19 protein-coding genes are annotated in these 20,841 nt (G+C 60.3%); 7 read left to right on the forward strand and 12 right to left on the reverse strand.

Annotation, left to right across the window (positions count from 1 at the left end):
* Positions 1 to 112: 112 nt before the first annotated feature.
* Positions 113 to 1,810, forward strand: a complete 1,698-nt coding sequence (locus H8A92_RS08570) for an alpha-amylase family protein (RefSeq protein ID WP_229195400.1) — start codon at positions 113 to 115, stop codon at positions 1,808 to 1,810.
* A 603-nt stretch (positions 1,811 to 2,413) separates the two neighbouring features.
* Entirely contained in the window at positions 2,414 to 2,968 is a 555-nt protein-coding gene (locus H8A92_RS08575) for a hypothetical protein (RefSeq protein ID WP_229195401.1), read from the forward strand.
* 147 nt (positions 2,969 to 3,115) lie between these two features.
* Here the strand turns inward: H8A92_RS08575 and H8A92_RS08580 are convergent, their stop codons facing one another.
* Both H8A92_RS08580 and H8A92_RS08585 read right to left on the reverse strand, forming a co-directional pair.
* Positions 3,116 to 3,610, reverse strand: coding sequence for a hypothetical protein (locus H8A92_RS08580; RefSeq protein ID WP_229195402.1), 495 nt, complete (start codon positions 3,608 to 3,610; stop codon positions 3,116 to 3,118).
* Positions 3,611 to 3,713: 103 nt separating this feature from the next.
* Positions 3,714 to 5,543 (reverse strand): hypothetical protein, encoded by a 1,830-nt coding sequence (locus tag H8A92_RS08585; RefSeq protein WP_229195403.1) that lies wholly within the window; start codon positions 5,541 to 5,543, stop codon positions 3,714 to 3,716.
* A gap of 140 nt (positions 5,544 to 5,683) precedes the next feature.
* Here H8A92_RS08585 and H8A92_RS08590 point away from each other — a divergent pair, with 140 nt between their 5' ends.
* From H8A92_RS08590 to H8A92_RS08600, 3 genes are all read left to right on the forward strand, one after another.
* Positions 5,684 to 6,223, forward strand: a complete 540-nt coding sequence (locus tag H8A92_RS08590) for a toxin-antitoxin system YwqK family antitoxin (RefSeq protein ID WP_229195405.1) — start codon at positions 5,684 to 5,686, stop codon at positions 6,221 to 6,223.
* A gap of 99 nt (positions 6,224 to 6,322) precedes the next feature.
* Entirely contained in the window at positions 6,323 to 6,754 is a 432-nt protein-coding gene (locus H8A92_RS08595) for a hypothetical protein (protein ID WP_229195406.1), read from the forward strand.
* The gene (locus H8A92_RS08600) at positions 6,747 to 8,240 is read left to right on the forward strand and encodes a DUF4407 domain-containing protein (RefSeq protein WP_229195408.1); all 1,494 of its coding nucleotides are present in this window, start codon (positions 6,747 to 6,749) and stop codon (positions 8,238 to 8,240) included. Before H8A92_RS08595 ends, H8A92_RS08600 begins: the two co-directional genes overlap by 8 nt.
* 469 nt (positions 8,241 to 8,709) lie before the next feature.
* Here H8A92_RS08600 and H8A92_RS08605 read toward each other — a convergent pair whose 3' ends face one another.
* Positions 8,710 to 10,134, reverse strand: coding sequence for a relaxase/mobilization nuclease domain-containing protein (locus H8A92_RS08605; RefSeq protein ID WP_229195409.1), 1,425 nt, complete (start codon positions 10,132 to 10,134; stop codon positions 8,710 to 8,712).
* Positions 10,131 to 10,469, reverse strand: a complete 339-nt coding sequence (locus H8A92_RS08610; RefSeq protein ID WP_420831301.1) for a plasmid mobilization protein — start codon at positions 10,467 to 10,469, stop codon at positions 10,131 to 10,133. The genes H8A92_RS08605 and H8A92_RS08610 overlap by 4 nt, the downstream gene beginning before the upstream one ends.
* Before the next feature lie 331 nt (positions 10,470 to 10,800).
* Between H8A92_RS08610 and H8A92_RS08615 the strand changes: the two genes are divergently transcribed.
* On the forward strand, positions 10,801 to 12,444 hold the full coding sequence (locus H8A92_RS08615) for a type IV secretory system conjugative DNA transfer family protein (RefSeq protein WP_229195411.1): 1,644 nt from the start codon (positions 10,801 to 10,803) through the stop codon (positions 12,442 to 12,444).
* Between the two features lie 49 nt (positions 12,445 to 12,493).
* Here H8A92_RS08615 and H8A92_RS08620 read toward each other — a convergent pair whose 3' ends face one another.
* The 5 genes from H8A92_RS08620 to H8A92_RS08640 form a co-directional block, all read right to left on the reverse strand.
* Positions 12,494 to 12,829: a DUF736 domain-containing protein gene (locus H8A92_RS08620; protein ID WP_229195412.1), complete on the reverse strand. Its 336-nt coding sequence runs from the start codon at positions 12,827 to 12,829 to the stop codon at positions 12,494 to 12,496.
* Positions 12,830 to 13,130: 301 nt separating this feature from the next.
* Positions 13,131 to 13,874, reverse strand: a complete 744-nt coding sequence (locus tag H8A92_RS08625; protein ID WP_229195413.1) for a zincin-like metallopeptidase domain-containing protein — start codon at positions 13,872 to 13,874, stop codon at positions 13,131 to 13,133.
* A gap of 146 nt (positions 13,875 to 14,020) precedes the next feature.
* Complete coding sequence (locus H8A92_RS08630) at positions 14,021 to 15,886, reverse strand: ParB/RepB/Spo0J family partition protein (RefSeq protein ID WP_229195414.1); 1,866 nt, start codon at positions 15,884 to 15,886, stop codon at positions 14,021 to 14,023.
* Between the two features lie 73 nt (positions 15,887 to 15,959).
* Positions 15,960 to 16,877: an ArdC family protein gene (locus H8A92_RS08635; protein ID WP_229195415.1), complete on the reverse strand. Its 918-nt coding sequence runs from the start codon at positions 16,875 to 16,877 to the stop codon at positions 15,960 to 15,962.
* Positions 16,878 to 16,887: 10 nt separating this feature from the next.
* The gene (locus tag H8A92_RS08640; RefSeq protein WP_476695693.1) at positions 16,888 to 17,271 is read right to left on the reverse strand and encodes a DUF2958 domain-containing protein; all 384 of its coding nucleotides are present in this window, start codon (positions 17,269 to 17,271) and stop codon (positions 16,888 to 16,890) included.
* Between the two features lie 560 nt (positions 17,272 to 17,831).
* Between H8A92_RS08640 and H8A92_RS08645 the strand changes: the two genes are divergently transcribed.
* Entirely contained in the window at positions 17,832 to 18,530 is a 699-nt protein-coding gene (locus tag H8A92_RS08645; RefSeq protein ID WP_229195416.1) for a hypothetical protein, read from the forward strand.
* A 15-nt stretch (positions 18,531 to 18,545) separates the two neighbouring features.
* Here the strand turns inward: H8A92_RS08645 and H8A92_RS08650 are convergent, their stop codons facing one another.
* Genes H8A92_RS08650 through H8A92_RS08660 form a run of 3 tightly spaced genes read right to left on the reverse strand, consistent with a single transcriptional unit; the run spans position 18,546 to position 20,577 of the window.
* Positions 18,546 to 19,658: a hypothetical protein gene (locus H8A92_RS08650; RefSeq protein ID WP_229195417.1), complete on the reverse strand. Its 1,113-nt coding sequence runs from the start codon at positions 19,656 to 19,658 to the stop codon at positions 18,546 to 18,548.
* Positions 19,655 to 20,005 (reverse strand): hypothetical protein, encoded by a 351-nt coding sequence (locus H8A92_RS08655; protein ID WP_229195418.1) that lies wholly within the window; start codon positions 20,003 to 20,005, stop codon positions 19,655 to 19,657. Before H8A92_RS08655 ends, H8A92_RS08650 begins: the two co-directional genes overlap by 4 nt.
* Positions 20,005 to 20,577: a hypothetical protein gene (locus H8A92_RS08660; protein ID WP_229195419.1), complete on the reverse strand. Its 573-nt coding sequence runs from the start codon at positions 20,575 to 20,577 to the stop codon at positions 20,005 to 20,007. The genes H8A92_RS08655 and H8A92_RS08660 overlap by 1 nt, the downstream gene beginning before the upstream one ends.
* Positions 20,578 to 20,841 lie beyond the last annotated feature (264 nt).

The raw sequence follows: 20,841 nt of genomic DNA on the forward strand, positions 1-20,841 counted from the left end.
TGCTCGCAAGGGCGGAGCCTCGAAGCACCAGCAGCAAATAATCGGAACCTCCCCGCCCTCAGGCACTTATCACGCAGCCGCCCGCCCGGCGGGTACTTCGAGTCTACGGTGCATGATCGACGATCTCTGGTACAAGAACGCCATCATCTATTGCCTGTCCGTCGGCACCTTCATGGATGCCAGTGGCGACGGGATCGGCGATTTCAAGGGATTGTTGCGCCGGCTGGACTATCTGCACGGCCTCGGCATCACCACGATCTGGCTGATGCCATTCCAGACCTCGCCCGGCCGCGACGACGGTTATGACATCGCAGACTATTACAGCGTCGATTCCCGCTACGGCACGCTCGGCGATTTCGTCGAGTTCACCCATGGCTGCAAGCAGCGCGGCATCCGCGTCATCATCGATCTCGTCGTCAACCACACCTCCGACGAGCATCATTGGTTCAAGGAAGCGCGGCGCGACAAGCATTCGCCTTATCGCGACTGGTATGTCTGGTCGGACAAGAAACCAGCCAACGCCAACAAGGGCATGGTGTTTCCCGGCGTGCAGAAATCGACCTGGACGCGCGACAAGGACGCCGGCGCCTGGTACTTTCACCGCTTCTACGATTTCCAACCTGATCTCAACACGTCGAATCCGCATGTTCAGGCGGAGATCCTGAAGATCATGGGCTTCTGGATTCAGCTCGGCGTCTCCGGCTTTCGCATGGACGCGGTGCCCTTCGTGATCGCGACCAAAGGTGCCAAGGCGACGAAGCCGGTCGAGCAATACGACATGCTGCGGGTGTTCCGCGAATTCCTGCAATGGCGAGAAGGCGACGCCATCATCCTGGCCGAGGCCAATGTGCTGCCCGAAACGGACATGGAGTATTTCGGCAAGGATGCCGACCGCATGCATATGATGTTCAACTTTCAGGTCAACCAACATCTGTTTTATGCGCTCGCGTCGGGCGACGCGGGTCCGTTGGGCAAGGCACTGAAAGCAACAAAACCGCGACCCGCCACGGCGCAATGGGGCCTGTTCCTGCGCAATCATGACGAACTGGACCTCGGACGACTGACCAAGGCACAGCGCGACATCGTGTTCAAATCGTTCGGCCCCGACAAGAATATGCAGCTCTACGATCGCGGAATCAGGCGTCGGCTCGCGCCAATGCTCGGCGGCGATCGGCGACGACTCGAACTCGCCTACAGCCTGATGTGCACGCTGCCGGGAACGCCGGTCATCCGCTATGGCGACGAGATCGCGATGGGCGACGATCTCTCGCTGCCCGAACGCAATTGCGCGCGAACGCCGATGCAATGGTCGACCGAGGCCCATGGCGGGTTCACCAAGAGCAGCAAGCCAGTGAGCCGCGTGATCGACGAGGGGCCTTACGGCTACGAGCACGTCAACGTCGCAAAACAGCGGCGCGATTCCAATTCCATGCTGAACTGGACCGAGCGTATCATCCGCATGCGCAAGGAGGTGCCCGAGATCGGCTGGGGCGATTTTTCCGTGATCGCGACACGCGATCCTGCCGTGTTCATCATACGCTACGACTGGCGCAACAATTCTGTGCTCTTCGTGCACAATCTCGACGAAAAGCCGCGTGAGATCGCGTTCACGACGGGCCTCTCGGGCGATGCCGGCGAGCATCTGATCAACCTTCTCGCGGAAGACCACAGCCATGCCGACAAACGCGGCCAGCACCGCGTCGTGCTCGAGCCGTATGGATACCGCTGGTACCGGGTCGGCGGCCTGGATTATCTGTTGAAGCGAAGTGACATTGACGGAAATACGGCAGCCAACCAGCATCCCGGGTGAGGTCGGTGGTCCGCAAGCATCGCTCGCTGTCGGTCCTACCTCCGTCATTGTCGAGGTGAAGGACCAAGTCGAACTGCGCGAGGTCCCGGACGATTATCTCTTGCGACATATGAGATCGTCGATCGCCGGCGCTGACCGCCATCCGCTTCGCGTTGGTATCAACCAGGACAGAAAGCCAGGCGATCGGATCACTGAATTGGTGTGGCGGAGTTCGCCAACGTTCGTCGGCGCCTATTCAACGGATATTCGACGACTTTTCGATGCAAGTTCTAAGTCGTTGAAATCGCTGGCGCTCCCTAGGAGCCTCTGGTTGATATTCCAGGTAACACGAAGGTAGCGAATTTCCTGCACAAGTCCAACAATTTATCGCGGTTCAATTCATTTAGTTGTTGTGAGATTTTCTCCGATGTTGGACGCGATGTTGGACGTTTTTGTTGGACGAAAATTGGTTGCGGCGCTGCAGCCGGTTGACCGACACACTTGCTCGTCTCCTGCATTTCGGAATGCGCGGCAATCTTCAGTACGCTTCGATAACCCGGCCTCGCGTTTGCGACGACGATACCGCCAGAGTGAGGGCTCCTCCCCTAGCCCTGGAATATCGCCATGACCGAATTCTATCCGTTGCATTCGCTTTTGGTTCGCTGTCCCCATTGCCAGACACCGTTCATGGTCATCGAGCCAACTCGACATCTTCTGCTGCGCGAACTTCCCGTTGGCACGGATGGCGATACAGTACCGTTTGAATGCGGGGAAATGACGCCCCACCTTATGAGCGACTGCCATTTGCTTCTTGGCTCACAGTCCTGCTGCAACAAGCCGTATTTCGTTCTGACCGTTAGGATCGGACGGAAGGACCCACATAAGAAGGCTGATTGCAGTGTGCTTTTCGAAACGGACCCACGAGGACCAGCAGATCGGTGGGTAGCTGTCGGTCTGCAGGGCGTGTGGACCGTCACCTGCTACGAATTGTCGTGTGGCCCCGTCGAGGAGCACTGGATCGGACCGTTTGGTTGCGGGGACACCAACTGGGTCGGTCCTTACGGCGTCGCCGCCTGCTTCGACCATCCGTCCTCGCCCTTCCCATTCGCCCGCGACTATCTTGCCTCTCACTGGCTCGATATGACGGTGTCCTTTCGGAGGGAACCTGACGCGACCTGACGCTCGAACGATGTGCTATCAGCCCAAATAGTTGGTCAGAGTCGAGAGGAGCGCCTAGGAATGCCAGACGCTCCTCCGAATTGCCGATTCAAATCCGCGCCCCATTGCGTCTCGACAAGCAGGGCGAGTACCCATTGAGGGCGCTCTTTAGCCTTGGGGCTGCGGTGGCGCTGCTGCGGCCGGCCTCCGGCGCCGTGGTCTCGGCGCTGAGCTTGATCGACCGCCTTTCCCTGGACCGTCCACGCTCGGTACTTCCCCTCGTACTGTCGTGGCAACGAGGTCCTCAACTTCCGAAAGCATAAGCTTACTTTGGGTATTGCCGTCACCGTCCTTCCACATCAGCCGCGAGACAAATGGCTTTGCTGGTTGAAAGTCCGCTGAAGGCTCAAAACGTTCGACCGTGAAACGAATTGTCGGATTTGTCGCCACGCCATCGTTGGGGAGGTGACGGAAGCCTAATTCATCTGAAAGGGAAGGCACATCTCGTTCTGACAGAATGCTATCGCGACCAACCATGACAATGCGCGTCTTAAATGGACGCGTACTCTGCATATTCTTTTGAGCTTCTGGATCGAACATTTCGATCAAGGCAATTTGCTCGACGGGCACCACACGCCTACCAATTTCCACAGTCTTCGACATAGGCATCTCCTTTGTGAGTTGAAGACACCATTGTGGCCGCACGTCCTACCGAGAGGCATTGGTAAACTTTCTAGAAAGCAATTATCGCTTAGCAAGGCGCCACCTACTTTTCCCTAACCTTTTTGGGTCTTGGTTTCTTTGGCGCTGCTTGTCTTGGGGCTGGTATTTGTTCCTGGCCAGCCACCACCACGTCTGAAAGGATCATGCGCTGCCAAGGTCGAGGCGGATAGAACTTTTCGGGTGCTTTTTGCACAGGCACATCTCGGCAATGCATTCTCAACACAGTCTTTAGTGTGTTCGCGAAGATGGGTTCGGGCAACTTTTGCGCTCTAAGCGCGCAAGTATAAGGCTTCTCATTCTGAAACTGACGTGCGTGCCCCAGTATGTCCGCGGTTGGCACTCTGTCCAGAACCGCGACCTCCCAACGCATGATGATCCTCCCGTCCGCGGTCGCAAATTGAAGGACGCGCCCACTCATTATTGCCGTGCCAGCAATCGGCCTGGTCTTAGGGCGCCTTGGATCATAATCAGCATGACAGAACCACTCGAAGCTGCCGTACCGGTTGGTCGCCAAAAGATCGGTGGTGAACTTGACTCGGACAACAGAGAGTCTGAACACGTGGGCAGACTCATCGTGCTGGATTACACGCCATATTCCTTCTAGCACGGAGGGAATGTAGCGGTTGTCGCCCCAATCAAACTCCTCTTCCCTCGAGGCAAAGAAGCGGTCCTCATGCAACTGCGCCCTCACGAAATGATCGGAACTGTCGCTTTCATCTCTTTCTTCCGCCGACGACACAGGCGAAGCAACTTTCGATTTGGACCGGGCGTCCGTCAAGGCAGCTATGAATGATCGGGCATCAAGTTCGCAGCAATGAGGGACAAATGAAGCAACGCCCACCGATTTCGATGCGATAAGCAGTAGCGGCCCCGCATCGTTTTCGCTCTCGCGGACAAACAACGCCCGAAACAGCGGGTCGCATTGAACAAGATCGAACCCATCGTAAAGAGTTATTAAGATTCCATCGGCTCCCAGCCGGACTAAGCGGCCGAGATCATGCAAGAACGGAATGTCGTCTAACTCCGATCCAAAATCCGCCACGGCCTTTCTGAAAGCCGGCCATCGCAAGCCCGGATGAATTGCCTGCGCGAACGTCTTCTCGCCTAAGTTCGCGGTGCCGTTGAAGTTGCCCTTGAGGAGCAGACGACCTTTCCATTTGCGATAGAACTCCGCGTACTCGCCGGCAAACTCCGCCCCTGCAGGAGCGCGCGCGGATGTAGCCGCTCGCGCAACAGCGCTGAGGATATAAGCGCAAAGTGAACCAATTTCTCGGCGATCAGGATGTGGAGGAACAATGCGGTCTTGATCGATTCGCACACAGATCTGCTGCGGCAGAAACAGATTCAAATCGGCGCCAAACTGGCGAAGGTCGGCGGGATCTCGCGCGACGACGCATGCAACGCCTCTTTTGGAGAGGTTCATTTGTAGCTCGTGGGTCGCGGCGGCCTTACGCAGGACCGATCGAATAGCTTCGTTGGATTGAAATGGCCTTAAAGGATCGAGCAGTTGATCAATCCAAGCCTTCCAGCTGCGCGGTGAATTCGGGTGGGTTGTCGTGCGGCCAACGCGTAGGGCAGCAAATGTCTCGTATATTGCACGGAGATGCGCATCACCGATCGGCTTTGTGGCTCTGGTTGTCTTACCTCCCAAATACTTGGTGGCGTTCGACTGATCCCCGAATCCGAACAGGCGGTACCAAAGCCCCTTGCGCTCCGGGTTTAATGGCTTGTCATCAGGGACCTTTGCGACACTCCGCACTACGGTTTCCCAGCGATTTCGGTCGATCCGACCATCGCTGATGTAAGCTGGCATGTCGGCTATAAGCTGGCGAATTGATGCCCGAAGCTCATCCATCTGCTGATGCGATAACACGGCTCAGTCCACCGAAAATGGCCAAAATCAACGCCTTGCGCGCAACGTTCTGAGGAAAATAAATAACCGTATGACGGATTGCAATCTAGTCGTCTATCGTAGCTACGGAAGGTTTTCTCCCCCTCCAGAAGAAGGAGCCTGTGCAACGCATTTTTCAACAGACGTTCGTGTTTGATCCCGAAAGGACCCTAACGCTCCGGGTTGACTCTAAAACCAACAGTGTCGTCCGGATCGAGTATATGAAAAATGGGAAAGAGCACCGCGAATGCCGCCAGGGCCCTGCAATCATTCAATGGCATGACGGTGGGTTGCTATTTGAAGAAGCTTGGATGGAATTCGGAAAGCTGCACAATTCGGGCGGGCCAGCACAGCGCGAATATGACGAAGGAAAGCTGTTCATGGAGGCTTATTATGTGAATGGCGTTTTGCATAGGGAAGACGGCCCGGCACTGCTGGAATATCCAAGCCCCAACCACGCTCGCCGTGCCGAGGCCTATTACCGCAAGGGCCTTCGACATCGCCCATCGAAGGACGGTCCTGCGATCACCGAGTGGGACGCAAATGGGCACGTCGTGCGCCAGGAATTCTGGGTCGCTGGCAAGCGCGTGAAACAACCGATGCCCTCGCGACCGCACCCGCAAAGAAGTCCTCGAAGAAGCGCGGCGCCGCGGCCGCGCTAACGTACGGAACGTACTGAAATTCGTTTGGATAGGACCGCCTCGCGGGTACTGAAGGTTCTGATGCCTCCTTTGAGCCTCTTCAACCAGAAGGAGGCTTGAATGCTCGTTATTCGAAAAGGCTCACCGGCCGCGGAAGCTGAAACTTGCTTCGAGGCTATGGTTCGGCACCACGTTAAGAAATCGGCCGATGGCGGATCTCGTAATGGCGGTACGTCCCCGCCGCCGCCCTCTATGCCGCTGCCAAATTTCGATGACGACAGCACCGAGTTCGCTTGGGGCGCGCGCGAAGTAGCAGCCGTCATGATGGGGGCCAGCGATAACGCCACGGTGATGAATCGCCGTACGAAGCGTGTGTTCAACATGTGGGAGGAGCACCGGAAGGCCTTCGCTGAAGCCCTGTCACGGGGCAGGCCGCCGCCGCCGAATCCATTAGGCTTCATCAATTGGCCGGATTCGAATCGCGTGATTCTTCATATTCCAACTTTCCGCGCCTTTATCGCCTCACAACTGACGGGGGCGCGTCATGGCTGAGAAGGAAACCAACAGCGCGGCCCGTGAGGGCCGCGCACTCAGCCTCGTGACGCGCATCCTCATCGCGCCGACCTTGGTCCATCATGACATCGTCCGGGCCTGCCCGGACGGTGACCTCCGTGTGCTGCGGGTCCTTGGTCTTCTGATCTACGTGTCAGCGGCGTGGCAGGCGGCCCTCTGGTCGAACGCAGCGGCCATGATGCTATCGACATCAGTTTGGCACCCTGCTGCCATTGCGATCGGCGTGCTCGTCGCCGGCATTGTTGGCCTGATTGACGTGTTGGTCTTCATCGCGGCATCATGGAACGCTCAGGGCCAGGCCGAGGTCGAACGGACATATCTCTTCAAGCTCCCGAGGAAGCTCAGCGACACCATCAAGAAGTTCGCCTTCAGCGGCGGCCGCTTCTTGATGGTTCTCATGATCGGCACCGCGATGGCGACCGTTGCGGGGACAATCGCTTTCAAGCCCGAAATCGACCAGCTGCTCGCAGCCCGCTACCTTGAACGCAATCGCCCGCTCATCAAGGAAAAGGCCGCGGGCGTTGACGCCGAACTCGTGAAGAATAAGGCATCGCAGTCGCGCGTGACCGCACTTCTGCCCTCGATCGAGGAAGAGGAGCGGACGCTCCGCGCCTTCAACCTCGATCCCAAGGTAGACGAGGTCCTGCTACGTTCTGCAAATCAGCGCGCCACCGCGGCGCAGAATGCTAGAGCTGCCGCCGAGCGTGAATTGAAGGCTGCGCGTGCGGTTCTCGCCCGTGCGGGCGATCGGCCGAACCGACGCGCCGCCCAGGAACGTCTGTCCTCGGCCGAGCGTGAGTTCGCGGCTGCCGCGCGCGGCAGCGAAGAAGCCCAACAGCGGGTACTGGAACAGACAGAAGCACGCGGAAAAGAAACGCAGAGGAAGGAAGCCCTCGCCGCTGACCGGCTGAGAGAGGTCACCGATCACAGGCGCGAATTGGAGCAGCAGTTGGCAGAGCTGAGGGTTGTGTATGACCGCACAATCGCCAGCCGCGAAGCAACTGTCCGCCAGCTAGCCCAGCAGGACCCGCGACATGTGGCTCGCGACGATGGCTTGCTGGCCCGGTTGAAGGCTCTACATGAGCTATCGAGAGACGAAGTAGTCGCCCGGACCTTGTTCATCTTCGAGGCTATTCTAATTCTGCTCGAACTTGCGGCGGTCTTGGGAAAAACGATCACGCTTATCCCAATGACCTATGCGACGCGACTATTCGAGGCTGATTTAGTGCGTGCCGTCGAAACCGCGGGACGCACCAAGAAGGCTATCGAGGGGCCGTCTCCTGTCCCAGAAGCACCCCCGATCGCTCCTGCACCGGAGCCGCCGCGCACACCGAGTGTCGTGACGGTGCCGGCGGCACCAGTCGGGAAGCCTGAGACTTCCGCCCCGGACAAGCCCCCTCGCCATGCGCCGCGCTGGAAGCCGTCACTCCAGGCGGGGCACAATGAACCTCCGCGCGAGCACTAGGGCAACGCGGGAATAACGCGGGCGGAGCCTCCGGGACCTCCGCCCGTTTCTTTTGACGACTTCTTTCGCCGCGCTCCGAAAACTTTGAACAGGCCGTAGCGGCCGATGCCCTGCGAAATAGGCTCGATGACGGTTGGACCCGCGAAGCACTCTCTTCTCGCTCCTCTCAGCTGCGCGCATTTCGGCGACGAATGCTTCGAGGGCCGCGTCGCGCTCGCGGAGAAGAGCCTGGATGGCCGCTTCCGCTCCCCCAGTTCGAGTCAGGGATGCCGCGGCGAGTTTGGCGCCGAACAGCATCAAGAGGCGAGCGCGGCCCGCAGAAATCAGATGTGTGTATGCTGCGGTACAGGCCGCCATACTTTCCCTTCGTGACGGTGAGCAAACCTGGCGCGCAGTGCGCTTGAAAGCCCGTTGGCGGGAGCCCGGTTTTTCGAGGGACCGTCGCGCGCTCCTTGGCGAAGATCCCGGCTCAGCCCCGACGCCGCTCCCTGTCCTGCCAGAATTCCTGGTCGCGTTGCTCCCGCTCAAGGCGTGCTGTTTCGATCGCCTCCTCGACGCGCTGCAACCGACCCGCCTCTCGCTGCCTCCCTCCGTCATGATCCGGCTCGGACCGCGGCTTCTCGCGTTGGACGGGTTTTCCACCGAAGAACCCATCGAACAGGCGCTCACCCAATTCTGCGACGCCCACAATGAATGTCGCCCCGATCTCGCCGATGCTGTTGGCGAGCATAACCGTGCCGTATGACAGATGCAGTTTTTGACGCGAAACCTCTTCTGCCGCTGGTTTGGCTTCATCAATTGTCGCTTCGTTTTGATTTGCCGGCGTTGTCTCTTCTGGCGGCTGCTGTTCTGCCGAGTTTGCGCCGACGCGTTGCAACAGATCGTAAGAGCGGCGTCCATCAGATTGCGCTCGCGCCAATTCCTGCCTGTCGCTCCGATGTTCGGCGAGAAGTTGCTGGTATTCTTCCTTCCGTATCTCGCGAAGCATGCCGAAGGCTTCGGTCGTCGTCTTCTCTAGCGTCTCCTTCTGGAGGTCGACTAAGGTCGTTTTCCAGTTGACGAGGGTTTCACCATCGATGCCGGCGCGAACGGCGGCGTAGTAGTTGCCCCAATCCTCGCGGAACTTCTCCCGTACTTCGCGATAGACCTCCGTACGCAACTCCTTATAGGCCGCTTTGCTCTCGGCGAAGAACGCTTCGCGCTCCTTGCGCTGGTCATCTTTAAGAATATGCCATTCGCGGCTATCGAGCATGTGTTCGCGATCGCCGCGCTTGAAGTAGTTTTCTTCCAACCGCTCGAGGCTCGCCTTTTCATCCTCGACGTATTTCGACTCCGCTTCACGGAGCTGGCGCCAGGTCTCCCGCGAGGGCGCGGGCGTGCGTTCGGACGGATCACGCTCGCGATCCTCACAGTAAATCTTGCCGCGGTCGCGTTCGTACTCGTTCGCCCAATCCGACGCTCGATTGCGCTCGAAATTGTCATTCAGCGCCCTGCCCGTTTCAGGATGGATTCGGTTGAGTTCTATGTGAACATGCCTGTGCGCCTTGTCCTGATGCGCTACCAGAAGGGCCTGATGCTCGTCCCAGCCCATCCGCTTCAAGAACTGCTCCGCGGCCTCAATCATATCTTCCCGTGTTGGCTGCTCGGACGGGTGCCAATTAAGGGAGATGTGTTTGACTGGCTTATCCACCACGGTCCCGCCCGCATGGACGCCCGCTTGCTCCTTCAGGTATTCGGCTTGGCTCGCCGTGATGTAGAGCTCATTCACAACCGATTTAACGTCGTCATTCGCGCAGTTCAGCGAGTGGGTCCAAGCAACCCGGTCCTCATGATTGATGAGGTAGTTGGTCAGGCCCTTGAATGACGAGCCCGCCTTCTGGATTTTGACAATCATGACTGGCCGGTCCTGTTGATCGCCTCCCGGATACGCTGCAGGAGGGCTTCGAGGCTCGCCGGGGGCGGGGTCCGGGTCGAGTGGCAAAGGCGCACGAGTTGGTTGAGGTTGTTGCCGAGCCGCCGCAACTCAGCGAACAGCCCGTCGTCCATCCGCCGCGATGCCGAAGCCGGCACGATGGGTTGCGATGCACCACCCAGGAGCCGCCAACGCGCGTAGTCGACCATCCGCATGCTGGAGGCCCGCGCGCGCCAGTAGACTTCCGCAAACTCTTCCGTCGTAAGCCCGACGTTGAGTTGCTGGTCTCGTTTATTCTCAGATCGCGGTCGTGCCACGAGTATCCCTTTCAGCTGAGCGCATGCGTCCCCAGGGAGTTTGAGGGGGCATCTCTGCCGCCCCCTCAACCAGAGTTTCGGCTAGCCGAAACACATCTGGCTGCTCTTTTATTTTTTCTAATTCTCAATCTACCGGAATTGCATCGCGCTCAGAATTCCAAACTCCCGGACAATCAATAATCGTTCGAAAGAATGACGGCGCGTGCCAACCCATCCTTACCATCCCTTTGCGACTGCAACCGTTGTCGATCGTTGCCAAGGATTCCTCTCGCCCCTCTTTCGCGCGCGCGTGAACCTCGTTGCGTGACTTCACGTAACCAAGGGGAATGCGATGCCTGATTTTCTGGTGGTGTTGATTGTCTTCGCCTTCATCGGCGCGCTGGTCTGGGCGCATGGCTGGCCTCAAACCGAGACTCCGCCGCTCCCGCCAACGGCTCCCCCGCCCGAGCCGCCTTCCGATCCGATGAGTCCTGGCTATGGGTTGGAGGACAAGACGTTCGGCGACGCGCGGATGGCGGATTTCTCGCTGCCGTCCGACGCCCCCTTGATGAAAGACGTGTTGTCCGGCAGAGACGGCGTCTATCTCGGCTCGGCGATGGGCAAATTCGACCGTGACTGGATTTTTCATAGCCAGCACGGCCTCAACTACACCGGACCCCGCCACATGATGACCGTCGCGCCGACCCGTTCGGGCAAGGGTGCGTGCGCGATCATCCCGAACATTCTGACGATGAACCGCTCGCTCATCGTCACCGATCCCAAAGCGCAGAACGCTGCGGTGACGGCGGGATTCCGGAAGGCGGTCAGCAAGACCTTTCTCCTCAATCCCTTCAATGAGCTTGGGCTTGGCACCTCGCGGTTCAACCCGCTGGCCGTCTTGTCCATCGACGATCCGCATGTCTTTGCGAAAGTTGCAAGCCTGTCGGAATCCTTGATCATCACCGAGGGCAAGGACCCGCACTGGCCCGATAGCGCGCGCAATCTGGTTGCCGTCCTAATCCTCCATCTTCTCGCAACGCGCGGGAACAAGGCGACGCTGCCGCAGATCCGCGAATATCTTGGCTTGCCGCAGGCGGCCTTGATCAAGGAAATCGAGAAGATGATGCGCAGCCCCTACCCGTTCATCGGCGAGTTGGCGGGGCAGTTCCTCGACACCACCGATGAGATCAAGAACATCGTCTCCTCGGCCCGGACGCAAACCAAGTTCCTGAGCGATCCTGTGTTTTCCCATCCCGACACGGGCGTATTGACCGGCGATGATTTTCGTCTCGCCAACTTCAAAAAAGAAGTCTCAACGCTGTACCTGATCCTGCCGGAGCAGCACATGGCGGCCTATGCGCGCTTCTTCCGTCTTATGATCGTCAGCGCACTCGATCAACTCATGGCCTCGCCCGGCGGCGGCAAGACCCTGTTCATCCTCGACGAGTTCAAGATGCTGGGCCATCTCAGCGCCATCGAGACCGCCTTTGGCCTTGCCGCCGGCTACAACGTGCAGCTTTGGCCGTTCCTGCAAAATCTCGGGCAGTTGCGGGACGTCTATGGTGACGCGTGGCACAGCTTCATGTCCGGCTGCGGCTTTACGCAGTTCTTCGCCCCCAACGACGATTTCACAGCGGAATTCATCTCCAAGCGGATCGGCGATTTCACGCAGTTCGTGGCGAACACGTCGACGGGCACTTCGGAGGGCTGGGGCGACAACACGGGCTTCAGCCATGGCTCGGGCGGCAAGCACCCGAATTTGCAGAACGGGCGCAGCAGCAATTCCGGCACGAGCAGCGGCGTGAGCTGGTCGAAGGTCGGCCTCCGCCTCGTAACGCCGCCAACCGTCATGGCGCTGCCGGAGGACAAGCAATACATCTTCCTGAATGGCCTCAAGTACCCGATCATGGCCTTCCGCCGACCGTATTGGCGGCTTCCCGGCGTCGCGGAATGCGCCGCGCCGGACCCGTTTCACCAAGGCGAAGCTGCGGAGTGAACACGAAAAAGCCCCCGGCCGTGGCCGGGGGCTTTGACGTTCCGGCGGATTACTCCGCCTTCGCTTTCTTCTTCGGGCGAGTCCAGACCAGCGTCGCGCTGCCATCGCGATCCGGGAACAAGGCCGCGTTGAACGGCGCGGAGAGAAGCGGGCCGTCCAGCGATACCGAGACGAAGTCCTGGCCGCGCTCGCTCGTGCGTTTCCACGCCGCGCCGAGCTCGATCGGACCGCCTTCGGTTTGCACCGTGACGCGGTAGTCCGGCTCCTTGTCGCCGTTCTTCTCGACGGGCGTGAAGGTCACGCCGCGCTTTTCGAAGCTCAAGGCCACGATGTCGCCCGTGTAGGTTTTCTTCTTGGAATCGAGGCTGAAGTTTCCGATGATCATGAGTGTTCTCCTTTTCAAGTTACGGGACCGCCACCATGGCGATCAAGTTGCCCTGATCCCGCAGCCGGGGCCGAACGCCAAACGGCAAGAAAAAAATGGAGCGAAGCCGAACATTTTTTTCTCTGCGTTCCTAGCAGGCGCGCGTAGCGCGTGGCGTTCACCGGCTGCATCATGGGCAACGACGATAAATCGCCATGGCGGCACGTCCCGTTGAAAAGGCCGGTCATGTTCGGGAATGAAGAGGCGATTCCGGGAAGTACGGCACGGCAAACATCAGCGCCTAGGAAAAGTGGCGAAAACTTCACACCCGCCAGACAGGGCGCATGGTGCCGGGTCGCGGTGCGGTGCCAAACTTTGCGATCAACGGGGCTAGGCGCTCCCGCACGGCGGGGTCGGCGACGATGATCGGCTTGCGTATCGGAGCGCGCGGGCGCGGTGGGCTTGGTTTGACCGGCTTCGGCGGCGCTGGCGGATTCGGCGTTGAAGTGGTTTGCGGGCGGGGATGCGGCACCGGAAGAGGCGCGGGCACGGGTTCAGGCGGCAGCGGAAAATTCTCGGCTAGGAGCTTTTCGGCCCACGGCGAAAGCACGTGATACGGGACCGCCTCGCTTTGCAGCAGGTGCATATAGACGACGGCGGTTCGCCCATCGTGCATGGCGGCGCGGATCAAGGCCGGGTCGTCCTTTATGATCTCGTAAAATTTCTTCCCATAAGCGAAGCTACTATCCAGCGCGCCCAAGACACCAAACCGGAAGGACAAATGGATTTCGGCGGTGACCGCTACGATCTCTTCCCGAGCCTGCCCCCTGCTTCCGGCTGGTTGCCCCAAGACACGGTCAAGGCGGGTCGCATGCCCGGTCCAATGGGCATGTTCATGGAATAGGACCGAATAATAAAAATCGCTGCTGACCTTGCCCTGCGGGAATAGCTGAATGTGATCGGTACCCGAGAAATAATGTGCCTTGTCCCCATCCTTGTGAACGATACGGGCACTAAGTCGAGAGAAAAAGGCATCGATATTGGGTCGAGGGATAAAGGTCGGCATGGATGGGCTCACAACTGGTTGCGAGCAATTCAAACCTCGATTGGGTTGCGGCGCGACCGCCCCTTGCCCAATCTCTCCAACCCTTCCCAGACATTCCCGCGCAAAAAAGACCGAAGCCGCCCCGGTGGGCGGCTTCGGCGCGCGGCCTATTCGGCGGCTTCCTGTAACGGTACTTCGCGGGGCTTCAGCACGGACGGCAACCAGCCCTTACCCCTGAGCCTTGTTGCTGCCGCCTCCGCCATGGCCTGTTTCTTGAGCCCCGCGATGTTGTCGGCAGCTTCGACGGATGCGCCTTCGCGCACTGCTTCAAGAATGCGCTCCTTGGAAACCCGCCCGAGGTAGTTTTCGGGGGTGGGCTCCCATGCAGCCGCCATATCGAACCCGATGGCGGCGGCAACCGCATCGCCGTTGTGACGCCGCCGCTGCTTGGGAAGCTGGATCGTGTCGAGCGCAAGCGAGGCGCAATGCGCTAGGAGGTCGATCTGCTCGGCGAGCGACAACGTGCCGAGGAACTCCCAAAGCGTGTTCGCCTCTTCGGGAAGACGCTTCGCCCAACCCTCATGCCGCGCCTGCACTTCAAGTTCTGCCGGGGTCGCTGCAATCGCCTTCGCTTGGGCATGCGGGTAGACCTCGCGCAGGCTGATGCGCAAGCACGATGTCTGGCCGATGTGAAAGAACGCCTGTTCGGTCAGCGCGTGCACCACCGCGCGCAAGGCAATAGCGGAGTGCTGGGCAAAGGCATTGCGGAGCGCCGCCGTTTGGTAGGCGGTAAGTTCCGCCACCAGACTTTCCGGGATCGGCGCAGGACCTTCGCTTTTTGTCTTCGCAACCGTGCGCGTGGACTTGGTATCGTCCTCGGGCCTCAGGAAACCGCGCTGGATCGATAGCTCGCCCTCCTCTCCGATGGAGAGGATCGCCCCGCCCCGCGCGATGTCGGCAGGATAGAAAGCATCCTCGCCGCGCAAAGCCGCGATTTCCCCTTCGATGCGGTCGAACTCGGGGTAACTATCCTCGTCCTCGCTGTCGAGGTTGTCGTATTGCGCTTCAAGGGCGTCGATCTGCTGTTGCACTTCCTCCGAGACCTCGGGCGCTTCGGGGTAGACGCGGCGCATGTCCGAGACGGCGGCATAATCGAACTCGGGCATGATCTCGACCCACTTCCAGCCTTCCGCCCGGACGGCTTCGGCACCGGCTTCCAGCTTGTCGCGGGCGAGCCGCTGGAGCAGAGCCGCGTCGGTAAAAAACCCTTCGTGTTCGTCGTCAAACAGGTCGCGGCTGATTGCGCCACCCGCTGCCTGATACGCTTCCACCCCGACGAAACGCGCGCGGGGATCGGTGGCGGCGACATGCTCACCCTTCACAAGCTCAAGGATATCGTCGCGCTCGCAATCGCCGCCGAGTTCGTCCCAGACACGCTCCTGCAGGGCGTGATCGTCCGTGAACGCAAACGCGCTGAGTTGCTCAAGATCGAGTTGCTCCTCGCGGTAGGCTTGCATCAGGACCGGGCTGATCACGGCAAGCTTGAGGCGCTGCCTGACCACGGCGGGCGTCACGCCGAACCGGGCGGCGATGTCGTCGGCGTTCATGCCTTCCTTGGTGTGAAGGTCAAAGAACGCCTCGAACTGGTCAGCCGGGTGCATCGGCGTGCGGATGGCGTTCTCCGCAAGCGAGATTTCCGTGGCGTTGTGCTCGGTATCGATGACGCAACGCACGGGCGCGTCCTTCGCGATCTCCTTGCGCTTGGCGCGAAGAAGCTGCGCAAGCCGCCTCCCCTCGCCGATAGTGACGAGATAAGAGCCGGTGGGCTTGCCGTCCTTTATTTCCGGTTCGACCACGGGGCTTTGCAGCATGCCGTTGGCGGCAATGCTGGCGGCGAGCGCCTCGATGTCGGCGGCGGGATGCGGCACCTTGCGGACATTGCGCGGCGACTTCTTGAGCTTGTTAAGCGGAATGTCGAGGACGGTGCCGCTTGCAGGAATCGTGATGGTCTTGGTGTTGTTCTTCTTGGTCATGATGTTCTCCATAGAGATATGAGTTGGTTTCGTTTGAATTGTTGGTAAGCAGCGGACGCCGCGCGGGATGGGCTCATGCGGCCTCCTTTTCGGAGGCCGCGCCGGGCTGGCGGGCGTTGAGAAAATCGGCGGCGGCTTGCGCATGCGCGGCGGCAGTGAAGATCGCCCGCTTGTCCTCTTTGAGGACTTTCAGCCAGTGATCGATGTAACTGGCATGCTCGCCGCGAAGCACGGGGTTGAGGTCGAGCGTGGCGCATGTAAAGGCGCTGCCGAGTTCGGCAACCAGTTCCTCCATCGCATAGCCCGCATCGCCGAAGCGCTTGCGGCCAAGGTCGCGGTCAAGGCGCGAAGGGTGCCGCGTCCAGTGCGTGCATTCATGCGCAAGCGTGGCGTAATAGCTCTCGGCATCCTCGAATGCCTCGAACGGCGGCATCTGGATATGATCGGAGCCGATAGCGTAGTACGCATCCGCGCCCCCATGGCGGATATCCGCGCCAAGGGAGGCGAAATAGGTTTCGGCGCGCGCGATGCGGGGGACGGGATCGGCGACAGGCTCGGGCGTCACATAATAATGTGTAGGCAAGCCGTCGATCTGCTCGGCATTGAACACCGAATACCCCTTCATGTAGTGGATTTCGGCGCTGTTCTCCTCGCCCGTGGCCTCATTTGTTTCGGTGCGCGTGATGGAATTGGCGTAGACGGTGAGGCTGGCGCGTTCGCCTTTGCGCACGGCACCGCCAAGGTCGAGGGCTTGCTTAAAGGTCATCCAGATCGGCGAGCGATAGCCCTTCGCAAGGGACGCCATCCAGAGCGCAAGGACATTCACGCCGCGATAGGGAATGCCGTTATGGCGCAGGGGAAAGAGTACCTTCCCCGCCATGTGGTCTGCGCTCCACGGCTTGCGCCATGGCCGGACGCCGCGTTCCAGTTCGGCGATAATTTGATCGGTGATGGCTTGATAAACGTCGCGGCGGTTTGGGGTTGTCTGCATGGTCGCCCCCTTACGCGTTGATGCGCCCGAGGCGGCGCGCCTCGTCGGCATAGGCGGAGAGGGTTTTGTCGGCGGTAAAAGAAAGGTCTCGCTCGATACCGAGGCCGCGAAAGCGAAGGCTCTCCATTTCTTCGAGGCTCACATAGCCAAGTTCAGGGCAACCCATGCCGAGATCGCAAAGGCCGAAAGCGATATCGGGATTTTCGGGATCAAGCTCGGTGAGCAGCCACGTTGCCGCGCCCCACGGGAAGAACAGCTTGACAGCGGGCTTGAAGTCGATGGTTTCTTCGCGTCCGGCGTTGGCCCTTCCGTTCGCGAGCAACGTCTCGCGGATTTCATCGGTAAGTAATTTCATCTTCGCCTCCTTGTTTTCTGGGTGCAGCTGCTGCTGCACCCCTGCCCTCGTGGCGAGCAGGCGGTAGGCAAGTGCAAGGAGGGTCCGAACGCGAAGCGCCGAGGGTCCACACGAGGGCCCCGCCCTTGCGGGAGACGTGTGGAGGCGGCGCGTAGCGTTTGGATGCCTTGCGCGCGCCAAGGGCGCAGCCCTTTAGCTCTTCGCTGAAAAAAAGAAAGCGAGCGGCGTGCCGCTCTCCTTATGCGCGCGAGTGGGGATCGAAGCCGGATGGCCGAGACGCGCTTGCGGCTCGGTTCACGAGAGCCTCCCGGTGCGGCTTGCCGCACGCGCCCAAAAAGCGGGAAAAACTCGATCTTTGATGGGGAAACTGTGAATTCGACTCACGGCCCGCCTGACGACTCGCCTACACTGCGTGCCCGCTTGGCGGTCTTTTCCTTCACGGGCCCATTGTGGATTTTGCGAACAAGCCTCTTCCGCGCGAAACGCTTACCTTCGATGTCGTTGACGACCTCGTGGGGGCCCATTTGCGCGGCAGGCTCAAGGGAGCGCCCCAGGTTCGATACGCGGCGACGGAAGTTTGTCCGCTCATCGAGCTCATGATGGAATCGAACAACGGCAGAACAGGCCCGCTGCTGCAAACACCGTGGCTGGATTCAGTAACGCAACTCGATTTTCGCAACGCCCTTGCAAGCAACCAGAACCTTTGGCTCGACGACGCGCGGCTCCGCGGCTTCATGCGCACGACGTTCGATCCCCGTGTCGAGGCCGACGATGTCCAGCGCAATCGCTTTCTCTTCGCGGCGCGGACGGCGGCGGAAACGTCCGGCCTCGTCAAGCCCGTCGCGCAAAGCCTGACGGCCGCGCTTCGTGAAATGGAATCCAACATCCACGAGCATTCCGGCGCGTCATCGACCGGCATTCTCGCGTTTCAGGCGCGACCATCCGCCTTCGAGTTCGTCGCCGCCGACTGCGGGTTGGGTATCCTTGCGACCCTGCGCGAAGATGAAGAGTTCGCCGATCTCACCGACCATGGCCTTGCGATGCACGCGGCCTTGCAGGAAAACGTGTCGCGGTACGGGCGCATGTCGGGGCACGGCAACGGTTTCCGTGATCTGTTCCTGGGCCTTGCGCATCTCAACGCTGACCTACGGTTTCGTTCAGGTGATCACGCGTTGCTCATCAGCGGCCCGCAGCCCGAGCTGAAAACCGCGCGGCTCGCACAGAAGGCGCCGTTCAAGGGATTTCTCGCCGCCGTCCGCTGCCAAGCCATGATGCCGGGATCGGATACGCGTCACTAAGCAGCCGTGTTGCGCTTAACGCAGCACGCTCTCGATCCGCGCCTTCATGGTGGCGAGGTTGTCGACCAGGAGGCCGTCGATCGGCTGGCCGTGCAACGTCAACTCGGGATACTTTTTCATCTTGCCGTCGTTGCCGAGATAGAGGCGCTGCCGGTACACCGCGTTCATGAAGGCCGAGGTGTCGATGTAGGTTACGCGGTGAAAGGCGGCGGCCAGCTGCGGCAGCACCGTGATGCCGCCGACCATGGTCAGGCTGAGGGGCCGGCCCGCGCCCGCCGCGATTTTCGAGAGTTCTTCCACATGGAAGGGAAGCCGCTTGCGCCACGACGCCCCGGTCTTGAATTCAAAGGCGACGTCGGTCACCTCCGGGCGCTCCGCGATGAACGCGCCGAGGCGGGCGTAATCCGTCGGCGTGCGGGCATTGAGATGGTAGGCGCCCGGAACGCCGGCAGCGACGATCTCCTGCCATGCCTTGCCGATGCGCTTCATGGCGTGCATGTCGTTGTAACGGACCTCGTCGGTGAACATGGAATAGTTTGGCCCGGTGATGAGCGCGACGCCGAGCGCGCGCAGGCCAGCGAGGATGGGAATGCGGCGTTCGCTCAGCTTCCACCACGCCTCGATGGGCTTATCCCGGCCGCTGCCGATCAGGACAATGCGCGTATGCGGGCCGATGCCGAAGGTCGCCTCGACGGCGGCGCGGCTGGTGAACCGCAGCCGTCCATCCGGCGTGTGGAAGCGGCGCAGCGGCAGCGCCACGGCCTCGATGTCGAGCGGCACCGCGCGGCGATTGCCGTGATAAATGTAGGGAACATAGGCCGGGAGTGGCTCCGCCGGGCGCGGCGCGGCGCGGGGAATGTTGTCGAGCTCGAGACCATTGACCTCGCGCCACCGTTCACGGAAGCCGACCGGGTTGTTGGGGCACATGCCGTCGCAAGTCGCGGGATTGCCGCAGCAATCGTCGAGGCAGGAAAACGCATCCTGCCGCTTGCGGATGCCGCCGCAGGTGCCGAGATCGGGACAACCGAGGCAACCCAGCGCCATCGGCAAGGCTTCGCCTTCGTCCCAGCGGCGGCGCTGGCGGCGGAGGTTCGGCGTAGCCGGTTGTTCCTGCGGACGGGTGATCACTCGCAAATTCCGACCTCCAAGGTTTGGCTGAGGGGCTGCACCGACGTGATTTCGCCTTCGCAGATACCGGCACCGGAGCGCAGGATGGCGACGAACTCGGCCGGTGCATTTGGGCATTCGGCGATGACGACATTGAGCCGCTGCACAATCACCTTGTTGTTCACCACGCGGAGCATGACCTTCTCGCCAAGCTTCGCGGTGACCTCGCCGCACATATCGGCGCGTGCCGTGCGCGCGATGATCGGCACGTCGCGGCTGAACAGCGTCGGCGAATGCATCTCGACCAGGCGGCGGTCGAGCACGCGATTGAAAGCGGGAGCCGCATTACGGATAAAGTCGAGACCCATCAGGCAACCTCCAGAACAGGCCGGTACCGTTTGGTCCGGCCCTGCAAGATCTCGACAACGAGGCTTTTCGCGGCCAGCGACGAGAGACGGTTATTCCATGCGGTCGCGCCGACGGCGTCGACATTGCGTGTTTCCTCGTGCAGCTGTGCGGCGGTGGTTTCGCGCTTCGCGCTGACCAGCTTCAACGTCTCCAGCAGCTTCTCGTCGAGCCGCCCGCAGAGCTGCACATCGGCAATGTTGCCTGAAGCATCGGTAACGCAGGTCAGGAACGCATCGCCCGACCGGCCCAGCATCTCCTCGATCTCTTCGCGCACCTTCTCGTTCAGGTTGGCGGCGACGGCGTAGCCGGGATGGCGGCGCATGCGCAGATGGTCGCGCAGCGGCATCAGAACTTCATTGAGGTAGGAGGATGTGGCGAGGTCGACGCCAGCGAAGTCGAGCAGGACGATGGCGGGCTCGGTCAGTTCGGGAAACTGTTCGAGCGCGGTGACGAAGGCACGTTTGCCGGAAAGCCGCCCCGCGAGAATGGGGTCGATACCGGGGCGGATCATGGGAAGGCTGATGACGTTCATTTATCTCACTGCATTGAATGAGATATATATAGTGGGTCGACGCCTCGCCAGCAACAACTATTTGTGCCGGCCGGAATCCTTGGCAGTTTCAAGGACTTGCGGGAGGGAGTGTCTGCAAGCCGGAACCTGCCTGACCCAGAGACCGGCGTTCGGCCCGGAATCGGTCGGAGCGAGTTGTCAGGCCTAAGCTCGGCGCGGCGCGTCGCCCAGCACCGCTTCCGGCCTTCACCGTGCACAGATGGGCTTGCGGAATTCGATATTAAG

Origin of the sequence: Bradyrhizobium acaciae (genome assembly GCF_020889785.1) — a bacterium.
Lineage (GTDB): Bacteria > Pseudomonadota > Alphaproteobacteria > Rhizobiales > Xanthobacteraceae > Bradyrhizobium > Bradyrhizobium acaciae.

Bases quoted from the DNA above. Each gene is read 5' to 3' on its own strand.
- H8A92_RS08570 (WP_229195400.1), top strand. From the start codon at position 113: ATGATCGACGATCTCTGGTACAAGAACGCCATCATCTATTGCCTGTCC.
- H8A92_RS08575 (WP_229195401.1), top strand. From the start codon at position 2,414: ATGACCGAATTCTATCCGTTGCATTCGCTTTTGGTTCGCTGTCCCCAT.
- H8A92_RS08580 (WP_229195402.1), bottom strand. From the start codon at position 3,610: ATGTCGAAGACTGTGGAAATTGGTAGGCGTGTGGTGCCCGTCGAGCAA.
- H8A92_RS08595 (WP_229195406.1), top strand. From the start codon at position 6,323: ATGCTCGTTATTCGAAAAGGCTCACCGGCCGCGGAAGCTGAAACTTGC.
- H8A92_RS08600 (WP_229195408.1), top strand. From the start codon at position 6,747: ATGGCTGAGAAGGAAACCAACAGCGCGGCCCGTGAGGGCCGCGCACTC.
- H8A92_RS08605 (WP_229195409.1), bottom strand. From the start codon at position 10,134: ATGATTGTCAAAATCCAGAAGGCGGGCTCGTCATTCAAGGGCCTGACC.
- H8A92_RS08615 (WP_229195411.1), top strand. From the start codon at position 10,801: ATGCCTGATTTTCTGGTGGTGTTGATTGTCTTCGCCTTCATCGGCGCG.
- H8A92_RS08620 (WP_229195412.1), bottom strand. From the start codon at position 12,829: ATGATCATCGGAAACTTCAGCCTCGATTCCAAGAAGAAAACCTACACG.
- H8A92_RS08625 (WP_229195413.1), bottom strand. From the start codon at position 13,874: ATGCCGACCTTTATCCCTCGACCCAATATCGATGCCTTTTTCTCTCGA.
- H8A92_RS08630 (WP_229195414.1), bottom strand. From the start codon at position 15,886: ATGACCAAGAAGAACAACACCAAGACCATCACGATTCCTGCAAGCGGC.
- H8A92_RS08635 (WP_229195415.1), bottom strand. From the start codon at position 16,877: ATGCAGACAACCCCAAACCGCCGCGACGTTTATCAAGCCATCACCGAT.
- H8A92_RS08645 (WP_229195416.1), top strand. From the start codon at position 17,832: ATGGAATCGAACAACGGCAGAACAGGCCCGCTGCTGCAAACACCGTGG.
- H8A92_RS08655 (WP_229195418.1), bottom strand. From the start codon at position 20,005: ATGGGTCTCGACTTTATCCGTAATGCGGCTCCCGCTTTCAATCGCGTG.
- H8A92_RS08660 (WP_229195419.1), bottom strand. From the start codon at position 20,577: ATGAACGTCATCAGCCTTCCCATGATCCGCCCCGGTATCGACCCCATT.